This is a genomic window from Colwellia sp. E150_009, from assembly GCF_053543955.1.
Map to the genome: position 1 here is coordinate 1 of NZ_JBHFOM010000013.1, position 12646 is coordinate 12646.

At 36.5% G+C, this 12646-nt stretch carries 10 protein-coding genes; 5 read left to right on the forward strand and 5 right to left on the reverse strand.

From position 1 onward, the window contains the following. Positions 1-118: 118 nt before the first annotated feature. Together ACE1OF_RS07975 and ACE1OF_RS07980 are read right to left on the reverse strand one after the other, a co-directional pair. Complete coding sequence (locus ACE1OF_RS07975) at positions 119-1315, reverse strand: putative manganese transporter (RefSeq protein WP_448893756.1); 1197 nt, start codon at positions 1313-1315, stop codon at positions 119-121. A gap of 63 nt (positions 1316-1378) precedes the next feature. Next, positions 1379-1813, reverse strand: coding sequence for a hypothetical protein (locus ACE1OF_RS07980; RefSeq protein WP_448893757.1), 435 nt, complete (start codon positions 1811-1813; stop codon positions 1379-1381). A gap of 446 nt (positions 1814-2259) precedes the next feature. Between ACE1OF_RS07980 and ACE1OF_RS07985 the strand changes: the two genes are divergently transcribed. From ACE1OF_RS07985 to ACE1OF_RS08000, 4 genes are read left to right on the forward strand one after another with little or no spacing between them, the layout of a single operon-like run. Beyond that, positions 2260-4161 carry a TonB-dependent receptor domain-containing protein gene (locus tag ACE1OF_RS07985; protein ID WP_448893758.1) on the forward strand — a complete coding sequence of 634 codons (1902 nt, stop codon included), beginning with the start codon at positions 2260-2262 and terminating at the stop codon, positions 4159-4161. A gap of 2 nt (positions 4162-4163) precedes the next feature. Then, positions 4164-7979, forward strand: coding sequence for a cobaltochelatase subunit CobN (gene cobN, locus ACE1OF_RS07990; protein WP_448893759.1), 3816 nt, complete (start codon positions 4164-4166; stop codon positions 7977-7979). Next, on the forward strand, positions 7976-8476 hold the full coding sequence (locus ACE1OF_RS07995; protein ID WP_448893760.1) for a MotA/TolQ/ExbB proton channel family protein: 501 nt from the start codon (positions 7976-7978) through the stop codon (positions 8474-8476). Before cobN ends, ACE1OF_RS07995 begins: the two co-directional genes overlap by 4 nt. After that, on the forward strand, positions 8463-8783 hold the full coding sequence (locus tag ACE1OF_RS08000) for a DUF2149 domain-containing protein (RefSeq protein WP_448893761.1): 321 nt from the start codon (positions 8463-8465) through the stop codon (positions 8781-8783). The genes ACE1OF_RS07995 and ACE1OF_RS08000 overlap by 14 nt, the downstream gene beginning before the upstream one ends. A 67-nt stretch (positions 8784-8850) precedes the next feature. On the opposite strand, the gene ACE1OF_RS08005 is transcribed toward ACE1OF_RS08000, so the two are convergent. Further along, the gene (locus tag ACE1OF_RS08005) at positions 8851-10056 is read right to left on the reverse strand and encodes an MFS transporter (RefSeq protein ID WP_448893762.1); all 1206 of its coding nucleotides are present in this window, start codon (positions 10054-10056) and stop codon (positions 8851-8853) included. Positions 10057-10374: 318 nt separating this feature from the next. On the opposite strand from ACE1OF_RS08005, the gene ACE1OF_RS08010 reads away from it, so the two are divergent. After that, a complete protein-coding gene (locus ACE1OF_RS08010; protein WP_448893763.1) occupies positions 10375-10608 on the forward strand; it encodes a hypothetical protein in 234 nt (77 codons plus the stop codon). A 140-nt stretch (positions 10609-10748) separates the two neighbouring features. On the opposite strand, the gene ACE1OF_RS08015 is transcribed toward ACE1OF_RS08010, so the two are convergent. Further along, positions 10749-11036, reverse strand: a complete 288-nt coding sequence (locus ACE1OF_RS08015; protein ID WP_448893764.1) for a hypothetical protein — start codon at positions 11034-11036, stop codon at positions 10749-10751. Next, positions 11033-12646, reverse strand: coding sequence for a PepSY-associated TM helix domain-containing protein (locus ACE1OF_RS08020; RefSeq protein ID WP_448893765.1), 1614 nt, complete (start codon positions 12644-12646; stop codon positions 11033-11035). Before ACE1OF_RS08020 ends, ACE1OF_RS08015 begins: the two co-directional genes overlap by 4 nt.

Sequence of the window (12646 nt, forward strand, 5' to 3'; positions counted from 1 at the left end):
AAGGCTTATATGCAGCGTTATTGATTTTGACAAGGGAATGACCATTCTCTTCAATCAATGCCTTGCCTCTAAGCCTTTTAATTCTCGCTGAGTGGGAAAGAACTTAATCAACTTGGTATTACTCAAATAACCAAAAGTAGCTATAAGCAACGATTAATGCAGGAATTGATGAATAAACAGTAGCAAACAATGCTACTTTTGGTGATAAGGCAATAGCAGGAAACAAAGCATCGCCATCGTTACTAATGGCATTTCCTATTTGGGTAGATAGTGGTATTGCACCAGATAAATACAATGAAGTTGTAATTATTTGAGGGCCGCAGCCAGGAATCATTCCAATTAGTACACCGATGAGTGGTGATATTGTACTAAAGTTTTTAAAAAGGTCTCTTACTTGTAAATCACCATATAGCAAAACTAATTCGAAAATTAAAAACGCCACCACTACCCAACTAACAACAAAATTAGTATCTATAGCAACTTTTTGAAAAACTTTGTTATGTCTTGATTTTTTATCTTCCGCTACTATTGACTCAAAGTTTGTTACCTCAAGCGTTACAGCCCATAATACAATTAATCCAAAACTTAACAGCGCACCTATTATTTGCAATGCTATATCGCTCATGCCAAGCAATGAAGTAACATCAACTTGAGCGGCCAATAAAAAACTAATAATCACACAAGGTATTAGCAACCATTTCCAAAGCATACCTTGTACTTTTAAAGGTTTAGGAAGTTCTATTAAAGTGGGAACAATTATTTTTTTATCATCTGCCTTTTTCACTGAAGAGCGTAAAAAATTAGGTTCGTGTATCATACTAACGATAATACCTGACATAATACCCACACATAAACATACCGTAGCAACAAAAAAACCAGTCAAAGGTTTAGTTGCAAAAAGTAAAAATGCAGCGTCACCCATTGTTGCCGTTAGCACAGCGACAACAGATCCAAACCCAGCTTGACCGCTTACAAATTGCGTTATAACTATAATGGCGCCGCCACAGCCAGGTAATACTCCCATAACACTTGCAATAACTACTTCATGAAAATGCTTACGTTTACCTTGCTTATTAACATATAAACAACTTAATTTACTCGCAAATAAGTGGTAAATAACAAGAGTAAAAGCAACAAAAACACCTACTTGCCAAAATGCATCAGCCAACACTCTAAGCATAATTTCTTGAGTTTTAGCTTGAAGAAATAAGATACAAATGAATACAGGTAATAACATTCTTTTATAATTAGGCAAAGATACTTTATTGGTAAATAAATACACTTTAGCCATAACAAGGCTTATTGAAGCATTCATACTTTTTCTGTTTTAGTTTTTAACACGGTAATAACTTAAAAATCATTATAAATTTCCTTATTTTTAATGAATAACATTTTTTTGTTGTTCTAACAAAAGCTTAAGTGATGTGAATCTTTCTATACAATCATCACAAATGGGATGTTTTTTATTAAACGCTAATATCGGTTTTAACGTGAAAGAAAGCCCTTTGAAAGCAATTAATTTTACATCTTCATCATCTATCTTTGAGTTAGTTATCTCTAATAAGTACTCATGTGGAACCATTAAAAATCTTAATGCTAAACGTATATTACCCTGATGTTCATAAAGTGTTGATAAATTATGACAAGAACAAACCCACGCCATTAATGTGTCAGCACACATCGGATTATTACGATATGAAAAAGCTAATAAATCGTAGGCTTCACTATAAAAAAACTCAGCTTCATTCCAAGCTTTATCGTGAAAACAATCATTTCCAAGTTTTAACAATACTTGCCATTGTTGGCGCTCCATTTAAGCTACCTCACTTACGAACTATATAAAAATAACAATACTTTTTTAAAACGTGAATGCTCTATTATCAACTTATAGAGCCCTAACAACACAAGCAAATAGTAATCATTCTCATTTGTGTTTGCAAGTTGTATTTAAAAGTTTTTAATAAAACAAATGCTCACTTAAATTCAGGCTCAAATTGAGGTGCTATCTCTGCCCTCTGATGCTAAAGATAAAAACCAAACTTATGTCGTTGAAAAATTATTTTCCATAATTTCAGATAAATCCAAATTAAGCGAAATAATCATATTTATATATTTAACTCACAAATAAATTGATATGTTATATCATATCAATTATTATCCCCGTGTTTATTAAATTTACTCTCTTTGAGCCTATTGGCTCATTTTTTTTAATCCTATGTACTGACATTTGTTAGTCACTAATTATGTAACAATATCACTATGAATAAATTTACCTATACTTTACTCTATTTCGCTTTTGTTCCACTCTCGGCTCTTGCGCTAAGTGATGATCAAGATATTGAGGAAATTGTTGTAACCTCAAGCTCATCTGAGAAATTACTGAGCATTGCACCTGCCAGTATCAGCGTTGTTAATCCAGAAGATTTAAACCGACGTGTGGTAATGAATTTGTCAGATGCTTTACGTGGACAAACTGGCATAAACCTTACTGCCGTAGGTTTTGGCCGCAAAGGCATTGAAATTAGGGGTATGGATTCAGATCAAACTCTTATATTAGTTGACGGGCAACGCGTAGGTGGCTCAACAGATTTAATTGCTCACTCTAATTTTGATCTTAATTCAGTACCTGTGAATGATATAGAGCGAATTGAAGTAGTTCGAGGACCAATTTCAGCACTATATGGGTCTGATGCCTTAGGAGGAGTTATCAATGTTATTACCAAAAAGGTTACTAAAGAGTGGCGAAGTAGTTTAGCGATAAATGGAGGGCAACAATTATCTGATGAAGAATCGAAAAGTTATAGTGCCAATGCTTCAACATCGGGTTCAATTAATGATGACTTATCCATAAGGATATCAGCGGTACGAGAATACCAAACAGATGTTCCTAGCCGTGCAGATGTTAATCAATCAGATATTGAGGGACATAAAACTGATAATCTGCGTTTACAAATGAATTGGGCTACCACAGAAAATCAAACATTAAATGCATCTGTTGCCTTAATAAATGATAATCGTTGGCGAGACACTATTTCAAGATCTACTTACTATGTGTTCAAAGATAAAATTGATCGCTTGCAACTATCATTACAACATCAAGGTTATTGGTCATGGGGTGATTCAACTGTGCGGGTTTACCGCACAGAAGTTGATCGAGAAAACACACGTACAAATGACATATCAGTCACTAGTCCCAGTGAAATAACTGAAGATATAGCAGATATTAAATTAAGCACTACTTGGGATATGCATCATGTACAATTTGGCGGCCAATGGCTACGTCAAAATCTTAAAGATAGTGTCGTTAATGACAAAGGTGAGAATCAATCTATTCAACAATCGGCCTTTATTCAAGATGACTGGGCGATCAATGATGAACTGTCACTATTATTAGGTGGTAGATTTGATCATCACGATATTTATGGTTGGGAATCAAGTCCTCGTGCCTATCTGGTTTGGAGCCAAGGCAATTGGGTTATTAAAGGAGGCTACGGTGAAGGCTTTAAAGCACCTAGTTTAAAGCAGCTTTCAAGCGAATATGAAACCTCTGCAGCAGGTGGTTTATTCTACATTGTAGGTAATCCTGATTTACAGCCTGAAACAAATAAATCTTACGAAATATCAGCAAGGTACGGCAATAAAGACTGGCATTTAACCACAACATTATTTAAAACAAAAGCCGAAGACCTCATTGAAACTTTTTGTATATCTGGTTGTGATGGACGCGGGGCATTACGTAATTATAGAAATATAGAAAGCGCAACTTTATCTGGTACCGAAGTAAATGCATTTTGGCAAGTCTCTGATAAAATAAGCGTTTCAACCAATGCGAACTATCTTGATGCACGTAACGATACTGAAGATAAAGCATTAGAAAACAAACCTAAAATTTCAGGTTATGCTGAAGTAGTTTGGCAACCCGTTGAAAATATAGATACACAATTACGTTTAGAATATGTTGGCGAACAACACCTTGATGATGCGAAATTACCAAGTTATCAACTATTACATCTTAGCGCTAGCTACCATATAAACCCTCAATGGTTATTTCGCGCTAGTATTGAAAACTTAACAGATGTTTATTTACCCGATGAATCAAATGAATTTGAGTTTGTTGAACAAGGTCGTACACTTTATTTAGGCACACAGGTAAGTTTTTAATCATGACTAAATTTTTAACCTTATTGATGTGTTTTCTGACTAGTTCTGTCTTAGCTACTTCACCTAAAAAAGTACTTATTGTTGCATCTGATTTTGTCACCGCAGGTAAATTTCATCAATTAGCACTCATTAGTAAAGAATACGGCATTACAGTTGATTATGTTTATGCTCAAAACGTAGGCCCCTTATCTGAACAAAGAATAAATAATGCTTCATTAGTTATTCTAGACGGTCCTAGACCGTCAGACAGAGCGGCTGCCGAAGCAGCTTTACCAGAAGGCACGGCTGGGCTTAGCGTACCCTGGATTCAGGTAGGAGGTGGTAGACCAAGCTTTGGTCAACTATCTCCTAACGTTGCCCGTAGTTTAATTGGTTATTATGCCAATGGAACAACACAAAACTATCAGTCATTATTTTCAGTTATTAAAGAACTGGCTGATGGTAAAAAAAATATCACTTTACCAACGGTTGTTCAGTTAAAAAAACAAGGGGTTTACACACCAAATACGGTGTATGCTAGTTTATCTGAGTTTTTATCCAGCGATGTTTCACTAAAAGAAGCACCACTCATTGGTTTTGTAATTTCTAATAGTTTAATACGTGATATGCAAACAAAGCTGTTAGATGAGCTATATATACAGACAAAACAAGCAGGATTCACCCCTGTTTTTATGTGGTTTGAAAGTGCTGATGATAATGGACTAACTAAATTTTGGCAGGATACTAAGCCAAGTGTAATGGTTAATATGACTCACATGCAAAATGGAGAAGCACGTAAAGCTGAATTTTTACATTTAAATGTACCAATATTACAAGCATTTACTTATCGTGGTGGTAGTAAAAAAGAGTGGTTATCATCACCAGAAGGGCTTGCTGCAAGTACTGCTGCAACCTTAATGTCTGTGCCAGAAGGTTGGGGCATGACAGATCCATTAGTGATTGCAGCAATCAAAGATGGTGAAGCTCAACTGATTGAAGAACAGGTGCCATTATTACTTGGCAAATTAAACACTTTAGTTCGGTTACAAACATTACCTAACAAAGACAAAAAACTTGCTCTAATGTTTTGGAATACACCATCAGGAGAAGAAAATATATCCGCCTCTAATCTTAATATTCCAACCAGTTTAGCTTTAGTCACCAACAGCTTACTTACGGCAGGTTATCAAGTTGATACGCAAACAAAAGAAAATATAATTAGCCAAGCTAAATTATTACTTGGCGGTTTATATCATCCTGAAAAATTACTCGATCTTTGGCAGCAAGGCTTAGCTATCAGTATTTCTATTGATGACTATTTAGTCTGGTTTAACAAATTACCCAAATTTATTCAGCAGGAAGTAACAAATAAATGGGGAAAACCTGACTCACATTGGGCATTACGAAACATTAATGATCAATCAGCATTTGTTATACCTGCAGCAAATTGGGGAAATTTGTTGGTCATGCCACAGCCACCTCGTTCAGGAAAAGTCGGAGCTGATACTCATGACACCAAAGTACCTCCAGATCATTATTATTTAGCGGCTTACCTTGCATTACAATTACGCCAAACAGATGCATTAATTCACTTTGGTACACATGGCACACAAGAATGGACACCGGGTAAAGCACGAGGACTTAGCGCCTATGACTACCCCTTTTTAACTTTAGGTAATATCCCCGTAATTTACCCTTATGTTCAAGACAATGTGACTGAGGCATTACAAGCAAGACGTCGTGGTCGCGCAACAACAATTAGTCATCAAACCCCCTCATTTGCCCCTTCTGGTTTATACAAAGAACTATTAGATATTCACGGATTAATCCATGAATATGAATTACTGTCTGAAGGACAAGTAAAAAACGAAGTGCAAGCCACTTTAATAACACAAGCTAAAAATATGTCGTTAGATATTGAACTTGGTTTTAATGATAAACAAATAAACGCTGACTTTGGCAGTTTTTATCAAGCATTACACGATCATTTACATGCCCTAGCAGCCACAGTTACCCCATTAGGTTTACATACTTACGGCCAAAGTGCCGAACCAGAGCATTTACTGTTAACGCTTTTACAACAGCTAGGACCTGATTACTTAATTGCAGCAGGTGAAAATGCTGAAGAGTTTTTAGCGACAGGCATTGATAATATAAAACAAAGTCGGGCAATGAACTTGTTAAGAAAAGCTGTGATTGACAGCGAATTACCTAAAGATAATGATTCACTCATAAAACTATTGAAAACAGCACAAGTGAACTACGAACACCTCAAAAACAATCAAGAAATACCCGCATTACTAAATGCGCTTAACGGCAAATTTATTACTGCAGGTTTAGGTGGTGATCCAGTGCGTATGCCTGAAACAACAAACGGCACTAATCTTTATGGGTTTGATCCACTTAAAATACCAACACCGTCAGCATACAAAGCCAGTGAAAAAATGTTTGAGCAGCTTATTAAAGGTTATAAAACAGAGCATAAAGAATACCCCGATAAGCTCGCATTTTCATTATGGTCTGGTGAAGCTCAACGTCATATGGGCGTGGTTGAAGGGCAAGTACTACGTGCATTAGGATTAAAACCTGTATGGGCACGTAATGGTAGAGTTAGCCATTTTGATATTATTCCACAAGAACAACTTGCTCATCCCCGTATTGATGTAGTGATTCAAGTAACCAGTGTTTATCGTGATCAGTTTGATGGCTTTATGGGCTTACTAGCAGATGCTATAGCACGCTTAATTGCACTTGATGATGGCAATATCATTGCTCTTAATAGCCAAACTACTGAAACTGAGTTAATTAGCAAAGGCATTAGCCAAGCAGAAGCTAAAACACTAGCCGAACTCAGAATTTTTAGTAACCAACCTGGAGATTACGGAACAGGCGTTACCAGCTTAGCCATGGATTCAACCTCTTGGGAAGGCGATGGAGCATTAGCCAAGCAATACCTAGCACGATTGCAATATGGCTACGGACGTAGTGGTTGGGGAATTAGTGTTGGTCAAGGCATTAACTTATTTGGACAACAGCTTAAAGGCGTTGATGCCGCAATTATGTCTCGTTCAAGTAACCTTCATGGCATGTTATCAACTGACCACCCGTTTGAATTTTTAGGGGGAATGGCTGCGGCTGTGCGCTCAATTAACGGAGAATCACCCGCGTTATACGTGAGCGATTTACGTCAAACAACAGGACGAATTGTTAGCGCTGCAGACTTTATTAGTGAAGAAATGCGAGCACGATATCTTAACCCTACTTGGATAACGGCGATGCAAGGAGAAGGTTATGCTGGCGCACTAGAGATTTTAGATACAGTCAATAACGTATTTGGATGGCAAGCAACAGCACCAGATGTTATTCGTAATGATCAGTGGGAAGCAATTAGCCAAGTATATATAGAAGACAAATATAAGTTAGGCCTTAATGAGTGGTTTGATGAACAACAACCTGTTGCACAAATGCAAATTATTGAACGTATGGCAGAGGCTATTCGCAAAGATTACTGGCAAGCAAGTGAACAAGCTAAAGCAGCATTAGCAATAAGATACGAACAGTTATTAGAAGAAAATCCACAACATCAAGTTGCCGCTAAAACAGCTAAATTTTTATCTGACTTAGTTGGTGGATATGGCCTTAATGCAGGCCAAGGCAGTGGTAGCAAAGCAGTGAAAGGACAAACACTACAACAAGTGACAGAAGAACCAATGCAAACATCATCAAATATTATTCGTATACTTATAGCCTTAGCCATGCTTGGATTAATTATTACTGGCGCAATAAGACAACAACAAACAAATCACAATAGAATTAAAATGATAGGAACTAAAAAATGAGCGAATTTGAAAGTGTATTATACGATTTAACACGATTTTTCTTATTTCCAGTCATGTCATTAATATTAATTTCTCTAGCCTACTCATTGCTAGCATTAGGAGCATTTATTACTGAATTTTGGCAACGAAAACATAACACTTACGCCTCTGAACTAGCAAACTTTAGTCACACACTTACCGAATTTAAGAGTGATGATTTAGAGTTATGGATATTAAAACGTTTAGAAAGATTACGTATCGTTACTCGTACTTCTCCAATGCTAGGCTTGGTAGCAACTATGATCTCTATTGGCCCTGCTCTGCTGGCACTAGGCGAAGGGGAAGTAAGTGAAGTATCAAGTAATATGGTTGTCGCATTTTCTGCCGTAATATTGTCTTTAGTTGCTGCGAGTATTACCTTTGCCGTGCTAACAGTAAAACGTCGATTTTTGTTAGAAGAACTTCGTGAGCTTGAAAAAGCGTGTGACAAGAAGGAGCAAGAAAATGCGCTTTCTTGATAGTGATGAAGCAGACGACCCCATCTTATCAGTAGTTAATTTAGTTGATTTATTTCTTGTAATTATTGGTATTCTACTTGCTGTTATTGCCGCTAATCCCTTAAATCCTTTTAACAATAAGGATGTTGTTGTTATTGAAAACCCAGGGAAAGCTGATATGAAGATAACAGTTAAAGAAGGAGAAAAACTTACCCGCTATGAGTCAAATGGTGAAATAGGTGAAGGACAAGGTACTAAAGCTGGAGAAACTTACCAAATGGAAGATGGCAGCCTAATTTATGTGCCAAGTAAAGATACAACGAGATAATATTACAGCCGCACCGTAACACCAATAGTTAAATTTTTATTGATGAGTAGTGAAAATCACAACATCGTTAAAAAGAACCTACTTGTAATGACTGATTATTTGTTCTCTGTAAAGCTATAAATACCATCAAAACAAATAATAAACCCGCAGCTAACAAATACGGTAGCTGTGGCTTAATTTCATAAGCCAAAGTACAAACTAAAGGCGTGATAACCATACTAAAACCTTGAACCGCCGCAACAGAGCCTGCTGCAATACCCTGCTCTTCATCACTCACCATATTAGCAGCTAGTGCTTGAACAGAGGGAAATATTAATGCCATACCAAATGCTGATAAAGCATAACAACTAATAAGGCTAAGTTCCCCTGGTAATATAGTAACTAAACCAAAACCTAAACTACCGATTGTCGCGCCGGTAGCAATGCACCATTTAGGGTTAATATCTTTCATTTTAGATAACATAATTTGAACCACAATCAATACAAGACCAACCGTAGTCATGGCTAAGCCAGCAACACGAGCCGCATTTTTAGCTTCTAAATGAATGACATCCATAGCGTAAAAACCAACAATCATTTGTGCTGTAAGCACACTGCTCATCGCTAAAAACATTGCAAATAAAGGCAATCGCAAGCGTTTATCTTTTAATGCTAAAGGAAGTGTCGTAACAGCAACATGATCTTTATCATTAGGCACTTTTTTGACTAACCATATAACGGCTAAGATAGGTAGCAAAATTGCGACATACAATGGCAACGTTAAACTATCTTTAGCTAGTAAACCTCCAATAGCTGGGCCTACAACCATCCCAACGGCATTGGCTGCACCAAGCTTTGCCATAGCAGACGGTCGTCTATCAGGTACAGTAATATCAGCTATTCTAGCTGCACTAACACTGGGTAATGCAGCATAAAAAGCCCCTACTAATCCACGGGATAATAGTAAAAAGGTTAAAGTAATCCATAACGCTGGTGGCTCCTTAAGCATTACCTCTAATACAATGGCCATCATTAAAAAACTTAACGTATACCCTATAGCGGCCCTGAATAATACTTTTCTTCGGCCCAAACGATCACTTAAACGTCCCCAATAGCGTGCCATTAACATCCATAATACGCCTGCTACAGTGAGTACTAAACCACTATGCCACTCTGACATGTGTAGCTCTCGCACTATAGGACCAATGACTGGAATAAAAGTCATCATAGCGGTTAAACATAGCATGTTAAATATCATTAGCGCATTAGTTTCGCTTTGTTTTAAATCACTCATATACCCATCACATAAATACAATAGAGAATCATTATCATCCATTTCATAAGAGAATACTATTGATATTTTCAGGTTTTATACTGCACATCTAAATAGTCTATGCAGAAAAGCTTAAGCGCATAAATGATAATGATTTCTATTTGCAAAAATATAAAGGTGCTGATATATTTGGCTATACAAGATTAGCATTAGCAGAAAAAAAGCGATTCTGTAAAGAAAGAATCATCATTCTCCCTCAAGCTATGCTTTATTTTATTAGTTGCAAAACAAAATGGCATAATAAAATTTGCCATAACTATACATTTTGTGGTGACCTTTATGATGCATGATAATAACTTGAAAACACTACTGAAAATAGCAATAAGATCGGCGTTTTTTATAACGTTGGCTTTAATGACCTTAATGAGCAATCCCGTTTTAGCGCAAGATGGTCATTGGGTAGATAATCTTTTGCCATATATTTTATTTGATATCGCTTTTGCTGTCGCTTTGTGGGTTGTTATTGCATTAGTGAAGATCACTACAAAACTACTTACTATAAGACCTCAATAATCAGATTATAGTTAGCAGCGAAGTTTTAGCTTGAGAGCGAGGGCGCAAAGTGGCTGTATATAATTCCTGATGATTTATTCACAATAAAATGCCAGTCACTGTTAGTGAATGGCATTTTATAAACATTGGGTAAATTGGGATTAAATAATAGACGAAGGTAATTCAGACACAAACCAACCCACAACAGTTAGTGCGCCAGAGTACATTAATATTCCAGCATAGTTAGCCATTATGATAAGCGGAATAATTGGCAATAATAAGCTCCATGCTAGGATTTTTCTAGTAAAAGGTCGCATTGTAAATTTCGTATTACCTTTAATATCTGCTTTATTAACTATCTGCCTGCGTCTAGGGTCTGTATAAGCGAGTAACAAAATTATTATTAAGCTAAAAAGAATAAAAGGTAATGTCATAATCAGATGGTTCATTGAACTACCTCCTGCGATGAAAGCGATGGACTTTCAGTAATATCTGCATTATTTTTTACCTGTAATGTTCTGTACAGGCTATAAAAACACAAAGCAGAACAGGCTAATAATATAAACTCAATGAAAATCATAGCAACCATGTTATATTGTAATGCTTGCAACCAACTTACCCCTGAGCTAGTAAATCGAAGAATGGGTAATAATAAACAAAACAGCCCACTTCCCACCAATAATACCTTTTTAAGCAAACTAATATTTTTTATTGCTAGTGTTAGTATACTTATTATAGCTGCTGCAATAACGAAGGTTAGCGGTGTCCAAAAACTTTGATTAAGTCCCAAACTGCCACTAATAAAGAAACCAAATGCACTACTTAAAGAGCAAAGTGGCAAGCCCCAAAATCCCCAAACACACATTCGACTAAACCAACGACTAGAATTAGCTTTTTCATTCCTGTGCGCATAAAGTTGTAATCCAGTAATGGTGACATAACATGCTGCAATGCCTAAGGCTACCCATATTATTTTAGAAAATAAACCTGCAAAGGTTCCAAAGTGAATAGGATAAATTAACGACAATATAACACTACCAGCAGAAGGTACGGTACCAACTAACGGTTTATGTTCTATAAAATCGCCATTAGTTGCATTATAAACTAACTGCTCAAACCCAACCTTTCCCTCGTTAGGCATAAAAAAAGCAAGTAAACTAGCAGATTCAGTGCCAAAATGAGAAATAGATACAAAAGAAGGTATTGATGATTGACGTTTTACTGCATCTGACAACATAAGGTTTACGTTAGATGAGTCCATCGGTACTTCACTTTTATTTTGTTGCTCACCAACGAGTGTGTACATTAATGCTTCTTGATCACCACCAAAAGCAACAATACCCATTGCAGGTAAGCCAAAAGAAGCAGAAAAACTAAAAAAACTGCCAGTAAATGCAAGTAAAATAGCAAATGGAATACTCCAAGTTCCTGCAACGGTATGTGAATCTCGTTTTAAAGATTTACCATCACGCTGTTTTCGGATAGCGAACATATCAGTAAACAAATGACGATGCATCATAAAGCCTGATACGGAAGCAATTAACATTGCTAGCCCTAAAATTCCTGTAAGTATTAACCCCCAAGGTGAAGGAATATGTAACTCAGTATGAATAGAAACTAAAAAACGACTTAACGCATAAGTGTCTTCTTGTTCAAATAAATCGCTGCCAAAGCCCTCTTGTTGGCTTATTGTTTCCCCGTTAGCATTTATTTTATATTGAATACCAAACTCATCCATATCTCCACTGGGATTTTGTTTATGAGTATGAAAAAAATACACCAGCTGTTGACGATCATTTTCATATACAGAAATTTCATCAAGATATTCTTGAGGAGTATTTTCTGCAAGGCGGTTCACCGTTTCATTCACATCTGTTTTAATTAATAACTTTTGCGGATAATTACTGTTTGACCATTCACCAATCTCGTCTGCAACAACGGCAACAGTACCTGTGAATATTACCGCATAAAGTAACATGCCTAATACAATGCCAGACCAAGAATGTAGACTAAGTAAAGCTTTAGCTTTAGAGCGAATAGTAGACGTTTGTTCATTCAT

What these genes read in the sequence shown, in the direction of transcription:
- ACE1OF_RS08015 (WP_448893764.1), bottom strand. Translation starts at nt 11,036, where the DNA reads ATGAACCATCTGATTATGACATTACCTTTTATTCTTTTTAGCTTAATA.
- ACE1OF_RS08000 (WP_448893761.1), top strand. Translation starts at nt 8,463, where the DNA reads ATGCGCTTTCTTGATAGTGATGAAGCAGACGACCCCATCTTATCAGTA.
- ACE1OF_RS07985 (WP_448893758.1), top strand. Translation starts at nt 2,260, where the DNA reads ATGAATAAATTTACCTATACTTTACTCTATTTCGCTTTTGTTCCACTC.
- cobN (WP_448893759.1), top strand. Translation starts at nt 4,164, where the DNA reads ATGACTAAATTTTTAACCTTATTGATGTGTTTTCTGACTAGTTCTGTC.
- ACE1OF_RS08005 (WP_448893762.1), bottom strand. Translation starts at nt 10,056, where the DNA reads ATGAGTGATTTAAAACAAAGCGAAACTAATGCGCTAATGATATTTAAC.
- ACE1OF_RS08010 (WP_448893763.1), top strand. Translation starts at nt 10,375, where the DNA reads ATGATGCATGATAATAACTTGAAAACACTACTGAAAATAGCAATAAGA.
- ACE1OF_RS08020 (WP_448893765.1), bottom strand. Translation starts at nt 12,646, where the DNA reads ATGAATGAACAAACGTCTACTATTCGCTCTAAAGCTAAAGCTTTACTT.
- ACE1OF_RS07975 (WP_448893756.1), bottom strand. Translation starts at nt 1,315, where the DNA reads ATGAATGCTTCAATAAGCCTTGTTATGGCTAAAGTGTATTTATTTACC.
- ACE1OF_RS07995 (WP_448893760.1), top strand. Translation starts at nt 7,976, where the DNA reads ATGAGCGAATTTGAAAGTGTATTATACGATTTAACACGATTTTTCTTA.
- ACE1OF_RS07980 (WP_448893757.1), bottom strand. Translation starts at nt 1,813, where the DNA reads ATGGAGCGCCAACAATGGCAAGTATTGTTAAAACTTGGAAATGATTGT.